The sequence below is a fragment of the Micromonospora sp. DSM 43699 genome (genome assembly GCF_055517075.1).
Map to the genome: position 1 here is coordinate 173,457 of NZ_JBTMMT010000005.1, position 21,413 is coordinate 194,869.

Here is a 21,413-nt window from a genome sequence, read left to right on the forward strand (position 1 = left end):
GCGGATCGGCTGCCAGGGAATGACCGGGGTGGACCTGGAGACGTTGCGGGTGCTGCAGAAGAGGCACCTGATGGCGATTCCGTACAGCAGTCTCGCCTACGACCTCGACGACGGGGTGGTCGTCGTCGACCTCGACGACGACGCGGTGTTCACCCGGAGCATCGTCGACGGGCGGGGCGGCGCGTGCTACCACCTGAACCGCCTGTTCTACCGGCTCCTCTGCGAGCTGGGCTACCAGGCCACGCTGCTGGCGGGCAGCACCACCGAGGGCCGGGCCGCGTTCGGCAGCGACGTCGAGCACATGTTCGCCCGGGTCGCCCTGGACGGTGCCGACTGGCTGGTCGACGTCGGCTACCCGGGACCGACGTACGTCGAGCCGCTGCGGGTCTGCGCCCCGGTGCAGGCCCAGTACGGCAGCCGGTTCCGGCTGGTCGACCAGGGGCCCGGGATCGCGCTGCAACGCAGGGGGGTCGCCACCCGCTGGGGCACTGTCTACACCTTCACCATGCAGCCCCGGCAGTGGAGCGACTGGAAGGAGATGGAGAGCAACTTCCGGGAGATCCTGGCCGATCCGGGCCGGGACGACACCCGGGAGGTCCTGTGTGGCCGCGCCGTGGACGACGGGCAGGTGTTCCTGCGGCAGCGCCGTTACCTGACCGTCCGCAACGGTCGTGAGCAGGTACGCACGATCACCGACGACGACGAGCACCGGATGCTGCTGTCCCGCATCCTCTCCGGTCACCTCGACTGAGCTCGAACCCGGTCGTTACCAGAAAGGGAGACGATGGAGAAGCTGGATCATCCGTTCGCATGGTTCGTCGACTTCGTCCGGGCCTGCTTCGTGGAGTACTCCCGCTTCGTGTGGGCCTTCTACGGCGGCGCGCCGGAGCTGATGGCCGCCCGCCCGGCGCCGCAGCCGAGGGGCGTCCGCCCCGCGCCGCGGTCGACGGCCGCCCGCCCGGCGCGGTGGCCCGGGCCGGAGACCGTGGAGAAGACACCGTGAGCGCGACGGTTCCGGTGCGGCTCGGTGACCGCTCCTACGACGTGTCCGTCGGCGCGGGGGTCCGTTCCTCCCTCGCCGAGGTGGTGGGCCGGTTGGGTGCCAGACGGGCGGTCGTGGTGTCGGCCCGGCCACCGCGGTGGGTTCCCGACCCGGGGGTGGAGACGCTGCTGTTGCCGGCCCGCGACGGCGAGCACGGCAAGACCCTCGCCACCGTGGAGGCGTTGTGCGGCGAGTTCGTGCGGTTCGGGTTGACCAGGAACGACGTCGTCGTCTCCTGTGGCGGCGGGACGACCACCGACGTCGTCGGGCTGGCCGCCGCGCTCTACCACCGGGGGGTGGACGTGATCCACCTGCCCACGACGCTGCTCGCCCAGGTGGACGCCAGCGTCGGCGGGAAGACGGCGGTGAACCTGCCGGACGGCAAGAACCTGGTCGGCGCGTTCTGGCAGCCCCGTGCGGTGCTCTGCGACACGGACTACCTGTCCACCCTGCCGCCCCGGGAGCTGGCCAGCGGGTTCGGTGAGATCGCCCGCTGCCACTTCATCGGCGCCGGTGACCTGCGCGGCCTGCCGCTGACCGCGCAGATCGCCGCCAGCGTGGCCCTCAAGGCCGGCATCGTGGAGGTCGACGAGCGCGACGCCGGCCGGCGGCACCTGCTCAACTACGGCCACACGCTGGGTCACGCGCTGGAGTTGGCGACCGGCTTCGCGCTCCGGCACGGTGAGGCGGTCGCCATCGGCACGGTCTTCGCCGGCCGGCTGGCCCACGTGCTGGGTCGGATCGACCAGGCCAGGGCGGACGAGCACCTGACGGTCGTCCGGCACTACGGCCTGCCCACCGCACTGCCCGCCGGGGTCGATCCCGAACTCCTGGTCGGTCAGATGCGCCGGGACAAGAAGGCGGTCGACGGACTCGGTTTCGTCCTGGACGGGCCCGCGGGCGCGGAACTGGTCGGCGACGTGCCGGTGGCGGCGGTCCGGCGGGCCCTCGACGAGATGCCGCGGGTGCCGATGGCCACGCTGGTCGGGGCCGCCACCGCCGATGCGGTCTCGACATGAGACGGTTCCCGCACCCGCCGGGCGACGCCGACGGACCTGCGCACGCCCGCTGCCCGGCGGATCGGCTGCTGGCCCACCGGTTGGACGAGGCGCTGGCCCGTCCCGCGGCGCAACAGCCGGGCTGGCCGGACCCGGACCGGGCCCGGGCCGTCGTCGCGCGGTTGCGGCAGGTCGATCCGATCGTGACGCCGGTGGAGACGGCCCGGCTGGCCGATCGGCTCGCCTCGGTCGCCCGGGGTGAGGCGTTCCTGCTCCAGGGCGGCGACTGCGCCGAGACCTTCGCCGACAACACCGAGTCGCACCTGCGCGCCAACCTGCGGGTGCTGTCCCGGATGTCCGACGTGCTGACCGGGGCCACCGGGATGCCGGTGGTCAGTATCGCGCGAATGGCAGGCCAGTACGCCAAGCCCCGGTCCAATGCCGTGGACGCGTCGGGCCTCCCGGTGTACCGCGGTGACATCGTCAACTCCGCCGAACCCACCCTCGCCGCCAGGACGCCCGACCCGTACCGCATGTTGCGGGCCCACGCGCACGCGGCGGGCGCGATGGAGGTGGTCCGCCGGGTCGGCGCGGGCGGGGTCTACGTGAGCCACGAGATGCTCCTGCTCGACTACGAGCGGGCCGTGCTCTGGGCGGATGCCTGCACCCCCCGAGCCCGGCTGACCAGCGGTCTCGCCCACTTCCTGTGGGTCGGTGAGCGCACCCGTCAGCTCGGCGGGGCGCACGTCGCATTCGCGGAGCTGCTGGCCAACCCGATCGGCGTCAAGATCGGTCCCGGGGTGACCCCGGAGCTGGCCGTCGAGTACGTGGAGCGCCTCGACCCGGACGCCGTCCCGGGACGGTTGACGCTGGTGAGCCGGATGGGCCACGCCCTGGTCCGGGACGTGCTGCCGCCGATCGTGGAGAAGGTCAACGCCTCCGGGCACCAGGTGGTCTGGCAGTGCGACCCTATGCACGGCAACACCCGGCTGTCGGGTAACGGGTTCAAGACCCGGCACTTCGACGGAGTGCTCGACGAGCTGGCCGGCTTCTTCGAGGTGCACCGGGGACTCGGCACCCATCCGGGCGGCATCCACGTCGAGGTGACCGGCGAGGACGTGACGGAGTGCCTGGGTGGCGGCTGCGGGATCACCGAGCGTGACCTGCCCACCCGCTACCGGACCGCCTGCGACCCGCGACTGAACGCCGCGCAGTCGGTCGAACTCGCCGTCGCGGTCGCCGCGATGCTGACCGGTCGGGGCTCGGCCGGGCGGGCGGGACGGTGCTGACCACACCCGCACCCGTGAGCGGCACCACCCGGCTGTACGTGGTCCTGGGTGATCCGGTCGTCCAGGTGCGCTCACCCCTGCTGGTCAACCCGCTCCTCGCCCGGCTGGGCGTCGACGCGGTGCTGGTCCCGGTGCACGCGCGGCCGGAACACCTCGCCCGGATCCTGGACGGGTTGCGGTGTGTCGGCAACGTCGACGGCATCTTCGTCACGGTGCCGCACAAGGCCGCGGTCGTCGCGCTCGCCGATCGGTGCAGCCCGATGGTCCGGATCGCCGGGAGCGCCAACGCGCTGCGCCGGGACGACGACGGCAGCTGGTACGCGGAGAACTTCGACGGTCTGGGCTTCGTGGCCGGTCTGGTGGCGGCCGGCCACGAGCCGGCGGGCCGTCGGGTGGCCCTCGTCGGGGCGGGGGGCGCGGGCAGCGCCATCGCGGCGGCGCTGCTGTCGGCGGGGGTCGACCGGTTGGCCGTGTGTGACCCGGACACCGCCCGACTGGCCGGTCTGCGCTCCCGCCTGGACCCGCACTGGCCCGGCCGCACCGTCACCTCGGCCGGGCCGGACCTCGACGGCGTCGACCTGGTGGTGAACGCCACGCCGCTCGGGCTCGAACCCGACGACCCGCTGCCGATGCGACCGGACCTCCTACCACCGGGCAGCGTGGTGGCCGACATCATCATGCACCCCCGGGAGACCCGCCTGTTGCGGGCCGCCGCGGCGCGTGGGCACACCGTCCATCATGGATTCCACATGCTCGACGGGCAGCTCGATTCGTACCGCTCCTTCTTCCGCTGGGGCGACGTGTCGACGACTACCAGACCGAGGGATGTTGGCCCCCGACCGCGCTCATACCATGACGCAAGAGGCTGAAATCGCCATTTCCCTGTCACACGGCCATTCACGCTTTCTCCCAATGGGATCCACCACGAGAATCGGAGAGCCATGGACGCGCGACCGGCACCAGAATTCCCCGCGTGGCCTCAGCACGACGACGCCGAGCGGGACGGCCTGATCCGTGCGCTCGAGCAGGGCCAGTGGTGGCGCATGGGCGGATCCGAAGTGGACTCGTTCGAGCGAGAGTTCGCCGACCACCATGGCGCCGAACACGCGCTGGCGGTCACCAACGGCACACACGCGCTGGAGCTCGCCCTGCAGGTCATGGGAGTCGGGCCGGGCACCGAGGTCATCGTGCCGGCCTTCACCTTCATCTCCTCCTCCCAGGCGGCCCAGCGGCTCGGCGCGGTCACCGTCCCGGTCGACGTCGACCCGGACACCTACAACATCGACCCGGGAGCGGTCGCCGCCGCCGTCACGCCACGCACCAGGGCGATCATGCCGGTGCACATGGCCGGTCTGATCGCCGACATGGACACGCTGGCGAAGATCTCCGCCGAGAACGGCGTACCGCTGCTCCAGGACGCCGCGCACGCGCACGGCGCGCAGTGGCAGGGCCGGCGCGTCGGTGAGCTGGGCAGCATCGCCACCTTCAGCTTCCAGAACGGCAAGCTGATGACCGCCGGCGAGGGCGGCGCCGTGGTGTTCCCGGAGGGGGAGAGCGAGAAGTACGAGCTGGCCTTCCTGCGGCACAGCTGTGGTCGGCCCCGGGGCGACCGCCGCTACCTGCACCGGATCTCCGGGTCCAACATGCGGCTCAACGAGTTCTCCGCCGCCGTGCTGCGGGCACAGCTGCGTCGCCTCGACGCGCAGATCGCGCTGCGGGACCAGCGCTGGACGCTGCTGTCGCGGCTGCTCGGGGCGATCGACGGGGTGGTGCCGCAGGGCGGCGACGTGCGCGCCGACCGCAACTCGCACTACATGGCGATGTTCCGCGTCCCCGGCATCAGCGAGGACGGCCGCAACGCCCTGGTCGACCGGCTGGTGGCGGCGGGTCTACCGGCGTTCGCCGGGTTCCGCGCGATCTACCGCACGGAGGCCTTCTGGGAGTTCGGCGCACCCGACGAGAGCCTGGACGCCATCGCGGAGCGCTGCCCGCACACCGATGCCATCAGCCGGGACTGCGTCTGGCTGCACCACCGGGTGCTGCTCGCCGGAGAGCAGGAGATGCACGCGACGGCCGAGATCGTCGCCGCCGCCGTGGCCACCGCATGAGCATCCGGGTGGCGGTGGTCGGGCTCGGCTGGGCGGGGCGGGAGTTGTGGCTGCCGCTGCTGCGTGCGCACGCCGACTTCGAGGTCGTCGCGGTCGTCGACGCCGACCCGGCGTCGCGGGCGGCGTTCCGGGACGAGCCGGGCCTCGCCGTGCATCCCACTGTCGACGCGTTCACCGCGAAGGAGGTCGACCTGGCCGTCGTCGCGGTGCCCAACCACCTGCACGTCGAGGTGGCCGGCGCGTTGCTCGCCACCGGGATCTCGGTGTTCGTCGAGAAACCGGTCTGCCTGACCTCTGCCGAGGTCGACGTCCTCGCGATGGCCGAACGCCGGGGCGGGATGCTGCTCGCCGGCAGCGCCGCCCGGTACCGGGGTGATGTCGAGGCGTTGCGGCGGGCGCTGCGGGACCTGGGTGACATCCGGCACGTCGACCTCGGCTGGACCCGGTCCCGCGGCGTGCCGCGGGCCGGCGGCTGGTTCACCCAGCGCGGCAAGGCCGGCGGGGGAGCGCTGTTCGACCTCGGCTGGCACCTGGTAGACACGCTGGCGTTCCTGCTCGGCCCGGCCACCTTCACGCAGGTGATCGGCGTGACGTCGGACGACTTCGTCAACGTGGACGCCTGGCGGGCGGCGTGGCGACAGGACCAGCCCGGCGCCGACGCCGCCGACGTGGAGGACACCGCACGCGGTTTCCTGGTACGCGACGACGGCGTCTCGGTCGCCCTGCGGGCTAGTTGGGCATCGCACGAGGCGCGGGACGTGTCGTCGATCCGCGTCGAGGGCCGGGCCGGGGTCGCGGAGTTGAGGTGCACCTTCGGCTTCAGCCCCAACCGGGAGCCCGATCCGGCGCTGACGATGACCCGGGAGGGCGCCACGACCCGGCTCGCGGTGCCGACCGAGCGGATCGGCATCGAGTACACCCGGCAACTGGACGACCTCGCCGCGATGCTCGCCGACCCGGCCAGCCGCGGCCGCGCCATCGCCGAGGCCCGGCCGATCGTGCAGATGATCGAGAACTTCTACGCGTCGGCGGGGTCGGCGCGTGCCCGGCGCACGGTGTCCGCGTACCAGTGAAGAGGTCTCCATGGCATTTCCGATCGTCGACCGGCCGGCGACCGCGACCGACCCCTCGGCACCGGTCCGGCACGCGGTCATCTTCGACCTCGACGGGGTCGTCGTCGACAGCTTCGCGGTGATGAGCGAGGCCTTCGCCATCGCGTACGCCGAAGTCGTCGGCGACGGCCCGGCGCCCTTCGGGGAGTACCGTCGCCATCTGGGTCGCTACTTCCCGGACATCATGCGGATCATGGACCTGCCGCTGGCGATGGAGGAGCCGTTCGTCCGGGAGAGCTACCGCCTCGCCGACCAGGTGCAGGTCTTCGACGGCATCCTCGAACTGCTGCTGACCCTGCGGGTCCGCGGCCTACGGCTGGCCATCGCCACCGGCAAGAGCGGGCCACGGGCCCGTTCACTGCTGGACCGGCTCGGCCTCCTGCCGTTCTTCGCCCACGTGATCGGCTCCGACGAGGTGGCCCGCCCCAAACCGGCCCCCGACATCGTGCGACGCGCCCTGGACCTGCTGGACGTGCCCCCCGAGCGGGCCATCATGATCGGGGACGCGCCGACCGACCTGGCCAGCGCCCAGGGCGCCGGGGTCGCCTCGGCCGCCGCGCTGTGGGCGCCGCCGGAGGACATCGCCGAGTTGCTCGCCGGCGGCCCCGACCTGGTGCTGCACCGCCCCGCCGACCTGCTCGCCCGCTGTCCGGCCGTCCCGGCCGGCTGACCGTGGAGACGGCCCACTACCTCGGCGTCGACGTCGGCGGCACCAAGGTCGCACTGCGGGCCGAGACCGACGCCGGGCTCGTCCGGGAGTCCACCTTCGGCTGGACGCCCCGGCACAGCGTGACCCGGGATCTCGCCCAACTCGCCGGGGAACTGACGAAGCTGCGGGCCGGCATCGGTGCCCCACCGCGCTCGGTGGGGGTCGCGATGCCGGCGACGGTCGGCCCGGGGGGCCGGGTCACCTCGTGGCCCAGCCGGCCGGAGTGGGTCGACCTGGACCTGGACGCGGCCCTGCGGGCGCTGTTCCCCGGGGCGAGCGTCGCCTGGGCGGACGACGGCGATCTCGGCGCGCTCGCCGAGGCGCGGGCCTCTGGCTGTGACGATCTGCTCTACGTCGGGGTGGGCACCGGCGTCGGTGGCGGTCTGGTCCTGGGTGGCGTCCCCTGTCCCGGACCCGGCCGTGGCTCGTTCGAGATCGGGCACGTCATCGTCGAGTCGGGCGGGGCGAGCTGCGTCTGCGGCCGGCGCGGGTGTCTCCAGGCGGTCGCCTCCGGACCGGCCACCCTGCGCCGCGCGGCGCGACTGCGGGGAGCGGAGGTCACCTTCGACGAACTGGGGCCGGCGGTGCGCGCCGGACAGCCCTGGGCCGTCACCGCCGTCGACCGGACGTGCCGCGCCCTGGCCGCCGCCGTGACCAGCGTGCAGGAGCTGCTCCACCCGCAGCGTGTGCTGATCGGTGGGGGCTTCTCGGCCGGCGTCCCCGAGATCGTCGACCGGATGGCCGCCTGGTTGGCCGAACTGGCGCGCCCCGGACACGACCCGTTGCCGGTGGCGCCGGCCCGGCTGGGCGGTCTGTCGTCGTTGCACGGCGCGGTGTCGCTCGCCCGCCTCGTCGCACCGCCCCCGGCCGGGCCCGCGCGAGGGTCGACGTCACCGCCGACCGGCGTACCTGTCCCGACCGCCGCCCCTGCCGACAGCGCGGGATGACCACCGGGCCGACCGGTCCGACCACCGGCGTCAGCCCACCCCGGCGGGTCGGAGCAGCGGCAGCACGATGGTGTCGACGATGTCCTCGAGGGTCGCGTCGGAGACGGGTTGGAGGGTGGTGAGGAGTTCGAGCCGCAGCAGGGCGAAGGGCAGCTCCCGGACCCGTGCGGAGAGTCGGGTGAGATCGATCTCACCGCGCGCCGCGGCGCGGCCGTAGACGATGTCGAGGGCGTGTGGGCGGCCGTACCGGATCACGTCGCGAAGGTCGGCCGGACCGGTGCCGGTCTCCTCGAAGTACCCGGCGAGGTGGACGCTCATCACGGTGACGAACTCGGTGCGGGTGCGGCTGATCTCCTGCATCAGGGCCAGCAGGTCGCCGCGGAGCGAGCCGGTGTCCTCGGGTGCCGGGACACGGTTGCGCTCGAGGACGTGGACGATCGTCGCACGCAGCAGCTCGAGCCGGTCGCCCCAGCGTCGGTACAGCACGGGACGGCTGGTCCCGGCGCGCGCGGCGACGGCGTCCATGGTGAAGCGCGCGTAACCGGCCTCCTCCAGCTCCTGCCAGGACGCGTCCAGCAGGGCCTGCTCCAGTGCGGCGCCCCGTCGCCGGCTGCCCGGCTCACCCACCTCGACTCACCTGCGCAGCATACTTGCGGGCCCGGTGCGCCCGATCTAGAGTCGCCTCTCGATAAGAAACAACGATGTATCTTAGGATGTGTCCATGTCTGCATCCGGCAAGCCCGCACCCGCCGCAACGCCGACCGATTCCGATCGCATCGACCCGGTGGTGCGGCGGCTGGCGCTCACGATCATCGTCGGTGCCCTGGCGGCGGTCTTCGACACCACGATCGTCAGCGTCGCCATCAACGACCTGGCCCGTGACCTGGATGCCCCGCTGAGCACCATCCAGTGGGTGAGCACGGGCTACCTGCTGGCCATGTTCGTCACCATCCCCATCGTCGGCTGGACCCAGACCGCGGTCGGCGGCAAGCGGTTGTGGCTCGGTTCGCTCGGGTTCTTCCTGCTCGGATCGGTGCTCTGCGCGTCGGCGTGGGACGCCCCCAGCCTCATCGTCTTCCGGATCGTCCAGGGCGTCGCCGCCGGCGTCATGATGCCGCTCATGAGCACGCTGATCATGCAGGCCGTCCGGGGTCGCAACATCGGCAGGGTGATGGCGACCATCAGCCTGCCCGTCGCGCTCGGCCCGATCCTCGGCCCGGTCCTGGGCGGCCTCCTGCTGGCCACCGGGAACTGGCGGCTGCTCTTCCTGGTCAACATCCTGTTCTGCAGCGTCGGTGGCTGGCTCGCGTTCAGGAACCTGCCCGACGACCGGCCCGTCGGCGAGCGGGGCCGGCTCGACACCGTCGGCCTGCTCCTGTTGTCGCCGGGTGCCGCCGCCCTCATCTACGGCCTGTCCCAGATCCCGGTCACCTCCGGCCTCGACAGCCCCAGGGTCCTGGTCCCGCTCCTGGCCGGCCTCGTCCTGGTCGCCGGTTTCATCGGCTGGGCGCTGCGCCGGGGAGCCGGGGCGCTGGTGAACATCCGGCTGCTGAGTCACCGGTCGCTCGCCGCGTCGGCGGGCCTGCTCTTCCTGGTCGGGGTGACCCTGTACGGCGCGATGCTGCTGCTGCCGCTCTACTGGCAGCAGGCCCGAGGTGAGGACGCGCTCGGCGCGGGGCTGCTGCTCATCCCGCAGGGCATCGGTTCGCTGTTGTCACGGCCGCTAGCCGGTCGGTGGACCGACCGGGTAGGGCCCCGCTGGATCGCGTTCGCCGGCTTCGGCATCGTGGGCCTGGCCACCGTGCCCTTCGCCGTCGCCCCCGACGCGCCGTACCCGCTGCTGATGGCCGTCCTGGTCGTGCGCGGTCTGGGGCTGGGCACCGCCACCATCCCCCTGGCCAGCGCCGCCTACCTGGGCCTGGACCACCGCGACATCCCCAACGCCAGCATCATCGTCCTGGTCACCCAGCAGATCGGCGGCTCGTTCGGCACTGCCGTCCTGGCCATGATCCTCCAGCACGCCGGTTCCGGCTCGCGGGCACCGGACGCCGTCACCCGGGCCTTCGGCACGACCTTCTGGTGGTCGGTCGGCTTCACCGTCCTCGCCGTGCCGCTCTGCCTCCTGCTCCCCGGCCGTCCCAAGCCTCTTCCCGATTCCGAGAAACCCCAATCCGAGGTCGCCGCCCGCGCCTGAACCGCAGCGCAGCTGCTTATCCGAGGGGTATCTCCGACGTGCCCCAGGGGTCGACTGGTGCATGTCCGCAGGGTGACCCGAAGGTCGAGCCATTTCGTCATCAGAACAAAGTGGACAGTGCTCGGAGGCCACGGATCGGACGGTGGGTGTCTGATTCCCAACTCAGTTCGCAAATGTCTCCACAAGGTATGGTCAGCGGTGCTGGCCTGCCCTACCCTACGATGGCTCGCACGGATCGCCGGTGATCGTAAGGCAATCCTGTGGATGGCGGGGTCGACGCACATCGACATTCGGTAGTCCACTTCTGCGGCGGAGGTCGCTTCAGGTGATCACCGGTGTTGCGGGTCGCGGCGGTGCTGTTCCTGTTCATCCCAGGTGGAGAATGTCGGCGCCTGCCCGCGTACTGACGAAGACTGCGACAGGGTTGGAGAGAACAGAACATGGATAGTCCAGGGGGAATCGTTCGGTCACGGCGCGGGTCCGTCCGCACCGTCGGCCTGTTGGCGGCTCTTCTCGTCGCCCTCCCCACCGCGGGCTGCGGCACCGACAAGGTCGAATACCGTGACGACCGAGGAGACATCACCCAGCTCGTCTACCGCTTCTACGCCGACACGACGGAGGGGAAGTTCGACGATCTGAACAAGGTGCTCTCCGAAGGGGTGGTGGTCAGCAATCCCGGTGGGGGTCTCACCGAAGGACGGGACAAGGTCATCGCCGGCGCGTCCGAGGGGTTCAAGACCGAGGACCGGGTCCAGGAGCTGGTCAGCAACGTCCTCGTCGACCTGGACGGCGACAAGGCCAAGGTCCGGGCGGACGTGGTGCAGCTCTTCGGTAGCAGCGTCACGCCGAAGGGGAAGATCGCGCCGGAGCCGACCCTCACCCTCAACTCGCGGATGCGCTTCGAGGCGACGCGCTCCTCGGACGGGTGGCGCCTGTCGCGCATCGAGGGCGACGTCCTGTGGGCGATCGACAAGTCCGTTCCCGCCCCCGCCCCGCGTTGATCCCGGGTAAGGGGTAGCCGGCGAGCCGGGGAGGGGCGGTGTCGTCCACCGTCCCGAACCGGCGGACCGCCCTCCGTCCGACCGGGACGGGCGGCATGCGGACGCCGTGTCGAATCACACGCGTCCGGCGGTGGCTCGCCACCCTGGTCGGCGGCCACCTTCCGGCTTCCACTGCTATCAAGGCGAGGTATGCCCAGCCGCCCTCGCCTGCCCTAGCCTACGAATGCTCGTACGGATGACCGATGGGGCGACAACAGGCTGGCGGGGGGAATGATGGCGATCCTGGTGACCGGTGCGACCGGCAACGTCGGCCGTCACGTCGTCGACCTGTTGGTGCGGGCGGGCGCGGACGTGCGGGCGACCTCCCGCAAGCCGGAGTCGCTCGACCTGCCTGCGGAGGTCGACGTCCGCCGGGCCGATCTGACCGACCCGGCGACGTTCACGCAGGCGTTCCAGGGCGTCGAGAAGGTATTTCTGTACAACCAGCCGGCCAGCATCGACGGGGTGATGGCGGCCGCGAAGGCCGCCGGGGTCAGGCACGCCGTACTGCTGTCCTCGCTGGCCGTCGCCGGTCGCGACCCGGACCACTGGATCGCCAGGTGGCACCGGGATGTGGAGGAGGCGATCGAACGGTCAGGTCTGTCGTGGACCTTCGTCCGACCGGGCGCCTTCGCCGTGAACTCCCTGCTCTGGGCGCCCGCTATCAGGCAGGGCCGGCCGGTGCGGCTGCACTACGCGCACTCCTACCTGTCCTCCATCCACGAGCGGGACATCGCCGAGGTGAGCACCCGCGCCCTGCTGGAGGAGGGCCACGCCGGGGCGAGGTACCACCTCAGCGGCGGTGACAGCATCACCCAGGCCGAGCAGATCGCCCTCATCGGTAAGGCGATCGGCCGAGAGTTGACGATCGAGGACGTCACGGGCGACGAAGCCCGCGCCGAACTGCGGGAGCGGTTCGGGCCCCGCCTTCGGGAGCTGATCCGGGAGGGGGTGATCGGTCCGACGGACCCGCCGGGGATCATCGAGACCAGGATCCGCTACTACCTGGAGGCCCTCGACGGGCCCGCCGAGATCGACCGGACGGTCGAGCAGGTCCTCGGCAAGCCGGCGCGGACCTTCGCCGACTGGGCGGTGGACCACCGGGCGGACTTCATGAGCTAGCCGTCCGGATCGTGGTGTCTGGCGGTCGCCACGAATCTCCGCACCGCACCGGTAACCCCCACGTCACCGCACTGGCTGCTCGGAAGGTTCGCGTATGACTGACACCGTGGTGTTCCCGCAGGACCGTACCTGTCCCTACCAGCCGGCACCCGACTACCCGTCGCTTGTCGACCAGCGGCCACTCGCCCAGGTTGCGCTCTATGACGGGCGGCGGGTCTGGGCGGTCACCGGTCGTGAGCTGACCCGCCGGCTCCTGGCCGACCCCCGCATCTCCAGTGACCGCACCAACCCCGCCTGGCCCATGATGTTCCCGAGCATCGCCGCTGCCGTCGGCGACGCACAGCAGAAGGTCATGAAGATCGTCACCGCGTTGGTGGGCGTCGACGGCCCGGTGCACCAGGCCCGGCGCAAGATGCTGATCCCCAGCTTCACGATCAGGCGGATCAACACCCTGCGTCCGATGATCCAGGAGATCGTCGACCAGCGGCTGGACCACATGGTCGACAACGGCGCTCCCGCCGATCTGATCCCGGCCTTCGCGGCCCCCGTGCCGGCCACGGTGCTGTACCGCCTGATGGGCATCCCGGACGACGACCACGCGTCCTTCGCGCGGATGTCGCACCAGCTCGCCGCCGGCCCGAACGCCAACCAGGCGTACGACGTGCTGATGGCCTACATGGGTGACCTGATCGCGGAGAAGCGACGTAACCCGGGGGAGGGGGTGCTCGACGACCTCCTCACGAAGCGCGGTGCCACGGACGACGCGGACCACGAGGAGTTGGTCTCGACGCTGGTCCTCCAGGTGGCGGGCGGCCACGGCACCACCGGGACCATGATCTCGCTCGGCCTGTTCACCCTGCTCCAACACCCCGACCAGTTGGCCGAGCTGCGGGCCGACCCGGCGCTGATGCCCACCGCGGTCGACGAGCTGCTACGCTTCGTGTCCATTCCGGACGGTGTGACCCGGCTGGCCACTGACGACATCGAGGTCGAGGGAGCCACCATCCGCGCGGGCGACGGCGTCTTCTTCATCACCTCCCTGATCAACCGCGACGCGGAGGTCCACGAGGAGCCGAACTCGCTGGGTCTGCGCCGCAGCACCGCCCGGGACCACGTCACGTTCGGGTTCGGCACCCACCAGTGCCTCGGCCAGAGCCTGGCCCGCATCACGATGGAGATCGCCCTCGCCACCCTGCTCCGACGCCTGCCCGGCCTGCGTCTGGCCGTCCCGGCGGAGGAGGTTCCGTTCAACCCGACCGCGGGCTTCGAGGTGCTGACCACGCTACCGGTCACCTGGTAGCACCCCGCAGGTGTCGGTACGCCGCCATCCCCACGCAGGAGTAGAACCAATGGATTCCCCCGTTCAGCGTCGTGCCTTCCTGGCCTCCACCGTGCTCGGTACCGCGGGCGTCGTCGCGGGGGTGCAGACGCTCGGCCCGGGTGCCCCGGGGGCGTCGGCGGCGACGGGCAGCGGAGCCCGGGCGCCACTCGTGGCACCACAGTTCGGTCTCACCAAGTTCCTCGACCCGCTGCGGATTCCGCCGACGGTCCGACCGTCGTCGGGGCGTCACCGAGACGAGCTCACGATCACGATGACCAACGCGCGGCGCCGGTTGCACTCCCAACTGCCCGAGACCACCCTGTGGACCTACGAGGGACAGTTTCCCGGCCCCACCATCGAGGTGCGCCGGGACAGGCGACTGCGGGTCGCCTGGGTCAACGAACTACAGGGAACGGTGCCGCTGGTGGCGGTGCGGGCGCCGTACGCGGTGCCGACGCCGGCGAACATGCCCGGCTACCGCAGCGCGGACGGCAGCCTGCCCACCGGGGTGGAACTCATCGACGGGGTCGCGGGCCTGCCGCCCTGGAACGTCGTCCACCTGCACGGCGCGACGACCAACGGCGGCAACGACGGCTGGGCGCACAACGGCATGTCGCCGGGGGACGTGCAGCTCACCGAGTACCCGAACCGGCAGGCGGCCACCGCACTGTGGTACCACGACCACGCGATGGCCGTGACGCGGTTCAACGTCCACGCCGGGCTCGTCGGCCTCTACCTGATCCGCGACGAGGAGGAGGACCGGCTGCGACTGCCCGGCGGTGACCACGAGATCCCGTTGGTCATCGCCGACCGCAACCTCGACACCGACCCGGCGACCGGGGCGCTCACCGGCCGGTTGCTGTTCAAGTTCCAGTACCAGCCCGCGACCGGTACGTCGGCCCCCGTCACCGGCCCGTTCACCGTCGTCAACGGCGTCATCTGGCCGCACCTGGACGTCGACGCGCGCTGGTACCGCTTCCGGGTGCTCAACGCGGCGAACGGCCGGTTCTTCCGGCTCGACCTGGTCGACGAGGCGGGCGTCGTTCACAACGACGCGGTCCGCATCGTAGGCACGGACGCCGGCCTGCTGCCCGCCCCGGCGGCGGTGCCGGCGGGCGGGCTGACCCTCACCCCGGCCGAGCGCGTCGACCTGCTCATCGACTTCAGCCGGTTCAAGGGGCAGCGCCTGCGCCTGGTCAACACCGGTGCCTCGGTCGACCCGGACATCATGCAGTTCCGTGTCGAGAGCCGGAGCCGCGCCGACTTCTTCACGCCGCCGGCCCGGCTGTCCGGCTCGTACGTCCGGCTGCGAGAGGGCAGCACCGTTCCGGAGGATCACGACGAGGTGTTCGTGGCGACGACCCTGCCGGGGGTGGCAGGTCGACCGCACCCGGAGATGTGGGAGTTGCAGGAGATCACCGACCCGGCCGAACTGCCCACCCGGTTCCCGCAGGAGGGGATCATCCAGCTCACCGACCCGGCCGCCGGGCGGGTGCGCACCTTCCGCAAGGTCGCGCGGCTGTTCGACGAGACGACGACGGTCTTCATCGACCGGGGCCGGTGGGTGGTGTGGAATCTGATCCAGCTCGGTGGGGCCCCGCATCCGATGCACATCCACCTGGCCCGGTTCCAGCTGCTGACCCGGTGGAAGTTCGCCGACCTGACGGCCTTCGACCTCGCGGTCGGCGGCACCAGCAGGCCGTTTCCCGCTCCCGGTGAGGGCCCGCCGATCGAGAAGCACGAGGAGGGTTGGAAGGACACCTTCAACCTGTGGGCGGGGGAGTGGATCCGGGTCGCCGGCCGCTTCGAGGGTGCCACCGGCCAGTTCATGTACCACTGTCACATCCTCGACCACGAGGACGAGGGCATGATGCGGCCCTTCGTCGTCCACCCGGCCGAGGTGGCCCGGTTCCACATGCATCCGGGCGGCTCGACCCACCACTCCGGCAGTTCGGAGCACCACCCGGGGGGCGGGGGAGGTCCAGGTGGGCGTTGACCGCCGACGGTGCGGCGCGGGCCCTCCGCTCGACGACGACCACCGGACCGGGGCCGACGCCGTCAGCGTCGGCCCGGTCCCGGCGGGAGCCTCGGCTCTCGTCGACGTCGGTGACGGTGGGCGCCGCTTCGTTCTGTCCGATTGTTGCCCAAGGCGACCGAGGGGGCCGGCGGCCACCCTCGGCTGTCACGGGCCGGACCCGCCACCCGGTGCCGTACCTGCCGAACAGCACATCGCCACAGCGCGCCCGACGTCAGGCCGTCCCGGTCGCGCCTGTTCGCCCACGCGCCAGCGGCGGGGGTACGCCCCCGCCGTCCGTAAGGCCGGTCGGCCGGCGAATCCGGTCGACCGCGTGCCCACTACGTGACACCCTGGGAGGCAGACATGGACACCATCAGCGGGACCTGTCCCGTGGCCACCAGCAATGGGACCTCCGCACTGGACATGAGGGACGCGGACCTGCTCCGCGACCCGTTCCGGGGATACTCGCGGCTACGCGAGCAGGACCGGATCGTCCGGGCCGTCTACCCCACCTCGCCCACACCGCTGTGGCTGATCACCCGGTACGACGACGTCAAGATGGTGCTGGCTGACCAGCGCTTCGCCAACAACCCGGCAAGCGTTCCCGGCGCGAACGTCGACGACCTGCACGAAGAGCTGGCCAAGGCGCTCGGACTCGAAGAGAAGTACATCAAGATCTTCACGAGCAGCCTGCTGGACGCCGACGGAGAGGACCACGTCCGGCTGCGGCGGCTGGTGTCGCGCACCTTCACCGCACGCCGCGTCGCCGCCCTGCGTCCCCGGGTGGAGGAGATCGCCGCGAGACTGCTGGACCAGCTCGCCCGGCGGGCGGCCGAGGACGACGCCGACGGGGTGGGCGTCGTCGATCTGATCGAGAACTTCGCCTACCTGCTGCCGATCAACGTGATCTGCGAGCTGATCGGCATCCCCGAGGCCGACTGGCCCAGGTGGCGGCAGTGGGGCCGGGCCGCGTTCTCGCTGGAGCCGGGGGCGCAGAACGAGCCGATGCGTGGCATGGTGGACCACATCACCGAACTGGTCGAGCAGCGCCGGGCCGTGCCGACCGGCGATCTGTTGTCCGGGCTGATCGAGGCGCACGACGAGGAGGGGGACCGGCTCACCGGGGACGAGCTGATCACGATGGTGCTGACTCTGGTGCTGGCCGGCACCGAGAACACGGCGCACATGATCGGAAACGGCACCCTGGCGCTGCTCACCCATCCCGACCAGTTGCACACGCTGCGCGCCGAACCCGCGTTGATGCCGGCGGCGGTCCAGGAGCTGATGCGGTGGTGCGGTCCGCTGCACGGGACCCAGTTCCGGCACGCGGTGGAGGACGTCGAGGTCGGCGGTGTCACGATCAGGCAGGGCGACCGGCTGATGTGCATGCTCGTCGCGGCCAACTACGACCCGCGTTACTTCCCCGACCCCGATCGACTGGACCTCCGCCGGCAGCCCGACGGCCAACGCGAGCTGCACGTGGGCTTCGGTGCCGGTCTGCACTACTGCCTGGGCGCGCACCTGGCCAAGCAGGAGTTCGAGGTGGCGTTCGGCGGGCTGCTGAGCCGTTTCCCGCACCTGGAGCTGGCCGTCCCCGCGGAGGAGCTGGAACGGCAGAACATGCCTGGCTCGTGGCGGCTGCGGCGGCTGCCCATCCGCCTGCACGGCGCCGGGTCGCGGCTCGGCTAACGGGCCCGGTGTGCCTGGTCGTGGCTGCTGGCTCGGGGTCGGCGGACCTGAGACAGCAGCCGCGACCAGGTAGGGCGCGGACGGTCGCCCGCCGACCACGGCGACCGGTGATCGTCCGGTCGCCGTCAGTGGGCACCTCGCCGCTCGACGGCGACCGGGCACCGGTGACGGGGTACGACAGCAGCGCGCCGAAGCCGGCGCGCTGCTTGCCGTCGGGGGAGTCCTGCCCGGGTGGTCAGTTCACCGTGGTGTGGGGGTCGACGAACACGTCTCCGCCCTCGACGCGTACCAGATAGACGTCCACCGGGTCGACGGCGGGTGGCGAGGTCGGCACGCCGGTGCGCAGGTCGAAGCAGGCGCCGTGCATCCAGCACTCGATCCCCTTGCTGGTGACCTCGCCCTCCGACAGCGACATCCGGGCGTGCGTGCACTGGTTCCGCAGCGCGTGCACCTCGTCCCCGATGCGGACCACCACGACGGGGACGTCACCGACCTGGACGGCAAGAGGTGCCTTGTCTTCCAGGTCGGACAGGGCACACAGTCGGATCCCTTGCGGCGTGCGCATACGGGCGGTTCTCCCTCTCGACGGGAACGTGCTGGTCTGCCCGGACGGGCTCGATGGAGGTCAGCGTACGACGCCGTGCAGGTCTGGGCGGTCCTGTATCCGGACCGCCCAGACCTGCACTTTCGGGCGTGGATGATCAGCCGGCCCGCCCGGGGCACCGACAGGGTGCCGGGGTGCTCAGGCGAGTTTCAGCGGGAGGGTCCTGGTCCGGGTGAACCCGGGCCGCAGGATCCACGGGATCTCCTCGCGCGGCACGGCGAGGGAGAGGTCCGGGAACCGGGTGAACAGCCCCTGCAACGCCACCTCCGCCTCCTGGTAGGCCAGGTGCTGACCGAGGCAGCGGTGGATGCCCTTGCCGAACCCGAGGTGACTCTCGCTGCCGACGGCCAGCCGGTCGATGACCAGCTTGTTGGGGTCGGGGAACTTGCGCGGGTCGGTGTTCGCCGCCAGCAGCAGCGGCGCCACCGGCGCACCCCGCGGGATCGTCACGCCACCCAGCTCGATGTCCTCCACGGGGAACCGCGGCTGCGCGAACTGGATCGGGCCCAGGCGCTGCAGCTCGCGCACCGCCTGCGGCCACATCGACGGGTTCTCCTTCAACCGCGCGAGCTGGTCGGGGTTCTCGAGCAGGATGATGACCGAGTTACCGATCAGGTACGTGGTGGTCTGGTGGCCGGCGGTCACCAGGCTGAACAGGATGCCGATGATCTCGTCGTCGGAGACCCGGCTCGGGTCCTCGGCCTGCGCCTGCACGAGGGCGGTGACCAGGTCGTCCTGGGGCTCGGCCCGCCGCTTCTCGATCAGCTCCCGGGCGAGGTCGATGCACTTGAGCAGCGTGGTCGGGATGCGTTCACCGTTCATCGTGGCCATCGAGTCGCCCCAGGCCCGCCAGTGCGGCCGGTCGGGTTCGTCGATGCCGACCAGCTCGCAGATCACGGTGACCGGCAGCGGGTAGCAGTACTCCTCCACCAGGTCGACCGGTGAGCCGTCCCTGCTGTCCTCGGCCAGCTTGTCCAGCAGGTCCGCGGTGATCTTCTCGACCCGGGGGCGCAGCTTGCCGATCCGGTGTGCGGTCAGCGCGTACGAGACCAGCTTGCGGAGCCGGGTGTGGTCCTCGCCGTCGGAGACGTTGAGGAGGTTGGCCATCCACGGGATGAGATCCGGTGGGAAGTCCAGTCGCTTGAACACGCCGTCGCGGATGTCCGCGATGGTCGAGTCGGCCGGCGGGTTGGTGACGAACCGCGGGTCGGTGAGGACCTGGCGGACGTCCTCGTAGCGGGTGACGAGCCACATCTCGGGCCCGCCCATCATGGTGCCGATGTTCAGCGTCCCGGTGGTCGGGCCGGTCTCCTCGCGCAGCCGCGCGTACCAGCCGAACGGGTCGGCGACCACTTCTGGTGAGAACAGGTCGACCGTCTCGGCCGTCGTCTCGGCAGTGGTCATGAGCCCCTCCCTTTCGTGTCGAATAGCGTGCGATCCGTTGGCGTGGGGCGGGCGCGTTACGGCGCCTTTTCGGCAACGATAGGGAGCGGCCGGCGGGCTGAGCATCCCTCAACCTGATAGGTGTCGGTGCCGGCGGCGCTATCAGCGTGAGGGATGTTCGGCCGGTGTGGACTGTCCTAGGCTTCGACAGCGGAGTATGGGTCGGCGGGAGCTGGTTCGCTGTCTGTTGGAGCAATTGGGAGGACCCTGCGGTGACGACCGAGACGATGAAATCTCCACCCGCCGACGAATCGCTTCAAGCGCCGCTTTCCCGGGAGTTCCTGCAGCGCGATGATCCGTTCGCGCTGCCACCCGGTCTGGCGGCGCTGGCCGGGCAGTCCCCGGTGGGCAGGTCGACATTGCCCGGCGGGGAACCGTGCTGGATGGTGTCCGGGTACGAGGAGGCCCGCGCGGTGCTGTCCGACCCGCGTTTCTCGGCCGACCGGTTCCGCTACCACCCCCGGTTCAAGAACCTCTCCCCGGAGGTGGGGGAGCAGTTGCGCAGCGGCAAGGCGCGGGCCGGATCGTTCATCAACATGGATCCGCCGGAGCACACCCGTTACCGCAAGTTGCTTGCCGGCCTGTTCACGGTGCGCAGGATGCGGGACCTCGCCGCGCGGATCGAACAGATCGTCACCGAGCGGCTGGACGCGATGCTGGCTGCGGGAACCAGCGCCGATCTCGTGCCGGAGTTCGCGGTTCCGGTGCCCTCGCTGGTGATCTGCGAGCTGCTCGGGGTGGGCTACGAGGACCGGGCGGAGTTCCAGCAGCGCGCGGCGGACCTGCTGCAGACGAACGTGCCGGTCAAGGAGGCGATCGAGAACACCGAAGCGCAGCGCGCGTTCATGCAGCGGCTGGTGGCGGACAAACGGGCGAATCCCACCGACGACATGATCTCCGGGCTGGCCCACCACCCGGGCGCCGATCCGGCGCTTACCGACGACGAGCTGGTCGGCATCGCCAACCTCCTGCTCTTCGCGGGTCTCGACACCACCGCGAGCATGCTCGGGCTGGGCACGTTCGTACTGTTGCAACGGCCCGAGCAGCTCGCCGCGCTGCGCGCCGACCCGTCCCGGGTCGGCGACGCCGTCGAGGAGCTGCTGCGCTTCCTGACCATCGTCAGCACGGGGCTCTTCCGGTTCGCCAAGGAGGACCTTGAGCTGGGCGGGGAGCACATCCCGGCGGGGGCGACGGTGGTGGTCTCCCTGCTGGCCGCGAACCGGGACGGGCGGCACTGGCCGCAGCCGGAGGTGCTGGACGTGACCCGTGAGCGCACCTCGCACCTGGCGTTCGGCCACGGTGTGCACCAGTGCCTCGGCCAGCAGCTGGCCCGGATCGAGATGACTGTCGGCTACACCGAACTGCTGCGTCGGCTGCCCGGTGTCCGCCTCGCCGTACCGCCGGCGGAGGTGCCGCTGCGCAACGACATGATCACCTACGGGGTGCACGCCCTGCCGATCGTCTGGGACGCCCGATGAGGGTCCGTGCCGACCGGGGCGTCTGCGTCGGTGCGGGACTGTGTGTGCTGCGGCTGCCCCGGATCTTCGACCAGAACGACGAGGACGGCACGGTGGTGCTCCTGCGGCCCGACCCGGACCCCGACCAGGAGGACGCCGTGCTCAAGGTGATCGCGGCCTGCCCGTCCGGGGCGTTGCGGGCCGATCGCTGAGGCCGACGGCCGCCCGGCCGTACCCCACCCGGCACCGGGCCCCGTTCCCCACCCGGCGCAGCGCGGGTACGGGTCGGGGCCCCCGCCCCCACAGCCGGCCGTGCGCCCG

The 21,413-nt window shown here is 71.3% G+C and carries 20 protein-coding genes; 17 read left to right on the forward strand and 3 right to left on the reverse strand.

The genetic code is table 11. The features are described from left to right. The first annotated feature begins 19 nt into the window (after positions 1–19). The 9 genes from AC0AIB_RS04825 (at position 20) to AC0AIB_RS04865 (ending at position 8,205) form a co-directional block, all read left to right on the forward strand. On the forward strand, positions 20–751 hold the full coding sequence (locus AC0AIB_RS04825; protein ID WP_328348764.1) for an arylamine N-acetyltransferase: 732 nt from the start codon (positions 20–22) through the stop codon (positions 749–751). Positions 752–784: 33 nt separating this feature from the next. Beyond that, the gene (locus tag AC0AIB_RS04830; protein ID WP_328345815.1) at positions 785–1,003 is read left to right on the forward strand and encodes a hypothetical protein; all 219 of its coding nucleotides are present in this window, start codon (positions 785–787) and stop codon (positions 1,001–1,003) included. Further along, on the forward strand, positions 1,000–2,061 hold the full coding sequence (locus tag AC0AIB_RS04835; protein WP_328345817.1) for a 3-dehydroquinate synthase family protein: 1,062 nt from the start codon (positions 1,000–1,002) through the stop codon (positions 2,059–2,061). Before AC0AIB_RS04830 ends, AC0AIB_RS04835 begins: the two co-directional genes overlap by 4 nt. Continuing rightward, positions 2,058–3,329, forward strand: a complete 1,272-nt coding sequence (locus AC0AIB_RS04840; RefSeq protein ID WP_328345819.1) for a 3-deoxy-7-phosphoheptulonate synthase class II — start codon at positions 2,058–2,060, stop codon at positions 3,327–3,329. The genes AC0AIB_RS04835 and AC0AIB_RS04840 overlap by 4 nt, the downstream gene beginning before the upstream one ends. A gap of 14 nt (positions 3,330–3,343) precedes the next feature. Beyond that, a complete protein-coding gene (locus AC0AIB_RS04845) occupies positions 3,344–4,198 on the forward strand; it encodes a shikimate dehydrogenase family protein (RefSeq protein WP_328345821.1) in 855 nt (284 codons plus the stop codon). A gap of 72 nt (positions 4,199–4,270) precedes the next feature. After that, a complete protein-coding gene (rifK, locus tag AC0AIB_RS04850; protein ID WP_328345823.1) occupies positions 4,271–5,437 on the forward strand; it encodes a 3-amino-5-hydroxybenzoate synthase in 1,167 nt (388 codons plus the stop codon). Further along, a complete protein-coding gene (locus tag AC0AIB_RS04855; RefSeq protein ID WP_465096100.1) occupies positions 5,434–6,510 on the forward strand; it encodes a Gfo/Idh/MocA family protein in 1,077 nt (358 codons plus the stop codon). Before rifK ends, AC0AIB_RS04855 begins: the two co-directional genes overlap by 4 nt. 10 nt (positions 6,511–6,520) lie before the next feature. Continuing rightward, entirely contained in the window at positions 6,521–7,219 is a 699-nt protein-coding gene (locus AC0AIB_RS04860) for an HAD-IA family hydrolase (protein WP_328345827.1), read from the forward strand. 2 nt (positions 7,220–7,221) lie between these two features. Further along, positions 7,222–8,205: an ROK family protein gene (locus tag AC0AIB_RS04865; protein ID WP_465096101.1), complete on the forward strand. Its 984-nt coding sequence runs from the start codon at positions 7,222–7,224 to the stop codon at positions 8,203–8,205. A gap of 30 nt (positions 8,206–8,235) precedes the next feature. Here the strand turns inward: AC0AIB_RS04865 and AC0AIB_RS04870 are convergent, their stop codons facing one another. Beyond that, positions 8,236–8,832 carry a TetR/AcrR family transcriptional regulator gene (locus tag AC0AIB_RS04870; RefSeq protein WP_328345830.1) on the reverse strand — a complete coding sequence of 199 codons (597 nt, stop codon included), beginning with the start codon at positions 8,830–8,832 and terminating at the stop codon, positions 8,236–8,238. Positions 8,833–8,926: 94 nt separating this feature from the next. Here AC0AIB_RS04870 and AC0AIB_RS04875 point away from each other — a divergent pair, with 94 nt between their 5' ends. The 6 genes from AC0AIB_RS04875 to AC0AIB_RS04900 all read left to right on the forward strand — a co-directional run bounded on the left by AC0AIB_RS04875 (position 8,927) and on the right by AC0AIB_RS04900 (position 17,588). Beyond that, positions 8,927–10,399 carry an MDR family MFS transporter gene (locus AC0AIB_RS04875; RefSeq protein WP_328345832.1) on the forward strand — a complete coding sequence of 491 codons (1,473 nt, stop codon included), beginning with the start codon at positions 8,927–8,929 and terminating at the stop codon, positions 10,397–10,399. 500 nt (positions 10,400–10,899) lie between these two features. Then, positions 10,900–11,400, forward strand: a complete 501-nt coding sequence (locus AC0AIB_RS04880; protein ID WP_328345835.1) for a nuclear transport factor 2 family protein — start codon at positions 10,900–10,902, stop codon at positions 11,398–11,400. Positions 11,401–11,673: 273 nt separating this feature from the next. Continuing rightward, entirely contained in the window at positions 11,674–12,561 is an 888-nt protein-coding gene (locus tag AC0AIB_RS04885; RefSeq protein ID WP_465096102.1) for an NAD(P)H-binding protein, read from the forward strand. 94 nt (positions 12,562–12,655) lie between these two features. After that, positions 12,656–13,861, forward strand: a complete 1,206-nt coding sequence (locus AC0AIB_RS04890) for a cytochrome P450 (RefSeq protein ID WP_328345839.1) — start codon at positions 12,656–12,658, stop codon at positions 13,859–13,861. A 49-nt stretch (positions 13,862–13,910) separates the two neighbouring features. Next, positions 13,911–15,878: a multicopper oxidase family protein gene (locus AC0AIB_RS04895; RefSeq protein ID WP_328345841.1), complete on the forward strand. Its 1,968-nt coding sequence runs from the start codon at positions 13,911–13,913 to the stop codon at positions 15,876–15,878. A gap of 444 nt (positions 15,879–16,322) precedes the next feature. Then, entirely contained in the window at positions 16,323–17,588 is a 1,266-nt protein-coding gene (locus AC0AIB_RS04900) for a cytochrome P450 family protein (RefSeq protein WP_328345843.1), read from the forward strand. A 235-nt stretch (positions 17,589–17,823) separates the two neighbouring features. Here AC0AIB_RS04900 and AC0AIB_RS04905 read toward each other — a convergent pair whose 3' ends face one another. Both AC0AIB_RS04905 and AC0AIB_RS04910 read right to left on the reverse strand, forming a co-directional pair. Then, complete coding sequence (locus AC0AIB_RS04905) at positions 17,824–18,153, reverse strand: non-heme iron oxygenase ferredoxin subunit (RefSeq protein WP_328345845.1); 330 nt, start codon at positions 18,151–18,153, stop codon at positions 17,824–17,826. Between the two features lie 177 nt (positions 18,154–18,330). Continuing rightward, a complete protein-coding gene (locus AC0AIB_RS04910) occupies positions 18,331–19,596 on the reverse strand; it encodes a cytochrome P450 family protein (RefSeq protein WP_328345847.1) in 1,266 nt (421 codons plus the stop codon). 320 nt (positions 19,597–19,916) lie between these two features. Between AC0AIB_RS04910 and AC0AIB_RS04915 the strand changes: the two genes are divergently transcribed. Continuing rightward, complete coding sequence (locus tag AC0AIB_RS04915; RefSeq protein ID WP_328348765.1) at positions 19,917–21,113, forward strand: cytochrome P450; 1,197 nt, start codon at positions 19,917–19,919, stop codon at positions 21,111–21,113. Then, a complete protein-coding gene (locus AC0AIB_RS04920) occupies positions 21,110–21,304 on the forward strand; it encodes a ferredoxin (protein WP_328345849.1) in 195 nt (64 codons plus the stop codon). The genes AC0AIB_RS04915 and AC0AIB_RS04920 overlap by 4 nt, the downstream gene beginning before the upstream one ends. The last annotated feature ends 109 nt before the right edge of the window (positions 21,305–21,413 follow it).

Excerpts from the sequence above, each read along its gene's own strand:
- AC0AIB_RS04825 (WP_328348764.1), top strand. The coding sequence starts at position 20 with ATGACCGGGGTGGACCTGGAGACGTTGCGGGTGCTGCAGAAGAGGCAC.
- AC0AIB_RS04830 (WP_328345815.1), top strand. The coding sequence starts at position 785 with ATGGAGAAGCTGGATCATCCGTTCGCATGGTTCGTCGACTTCGTCCGG.
- AC0AIB_RS04840 (WP_328345819.1), top strand. The coding sequence starts at position 2,058 with ATGAGACGGTTCCCGCACCCGCCGGGCGACGCCGACGGACCTGCGCAC.
- rifK (WP_328345823.1), top strand. The coding sequence starts at position 4,271 with ATGGACGCGCGACCGGCACCAGAATTCCCCGCGTGGCCTCAGCACGAC.
- AC0AIB_RS04855 (WP_465096100.1), top strand. The coding sequence starts at position 5,434 with ATGAGCATCCGGGTGGCGGTGGTCGGGCTCGGCTGGGCGGGGCGGGAG.
- AC0AIB_RS04860 (WP_328345827.1), top strand. The coding sequence starts at position 6,521 with ATGGCATTTCCGATCGTCGACCGGCCGGCGACCGCGACCGACCCCTCG.
- AC0AIB_RS04875 (WP_328345832.1), top strand. The coding sequence starts at position 8,927 with ATGTCTGCATCCGGCAAGCCCGCACCCGCCGCAACGCCGACCGATTCC.
- AC0AIB_RS04885 (WP_465096102.1), top strand. The coding sequence starts at position 11,674 with ATGGCGATCCTGGTGACCGGTGCGACCGGCAACGTCGGCCGTCACGTC.
- AC0AIB_RS04890 (WP_328345839.1), top strand. The coding sequence starts at position 12,656 with ATGACTGACACCGTGGTGTTCCCGCAGGACCGTACCTGTCCCTACCAG.
- AC0AIB_RS04895 (WP_328345841.1), top strand. The coding sequence starts at position 13,911 with ATGGATTCCCCCGTTCAGCGTCGTGCCTTCCTGGCCTCCACCGTGCTC.
- AC0AIB_RS04900 (WP_328345843.1), top strand. The coding sequence starts at position 16,323 with ATGAGGGACGCGGACCTGCTCCGCGACCCGTTCCGGGGATACTCGCGG.
- AC0AIB_RS04905 (WP_328345845.1), bottom strand. The coding sequence starts at position 18,153 with ATGCGCACGCCGCAAGGGATCCGACTGTGTGCCCTGTCCGACCTGGAA.
- AC0AIB_RS04910 (WP_328345847.1), bottom strand. The coding sequence starts at position 19,596 with ATGACCACTGCCGAGACGACGGCCGAGACGGTCGACCTGTTCTCACCA.
- AC0AIB_RS04920 (WP_328345849.1), top strand. The coding sequence starts at position 21,110 with ATGAGGGTCCGTGCCGACCGGGGCGTCTGCGTCGGTGCGGGACTGTGT.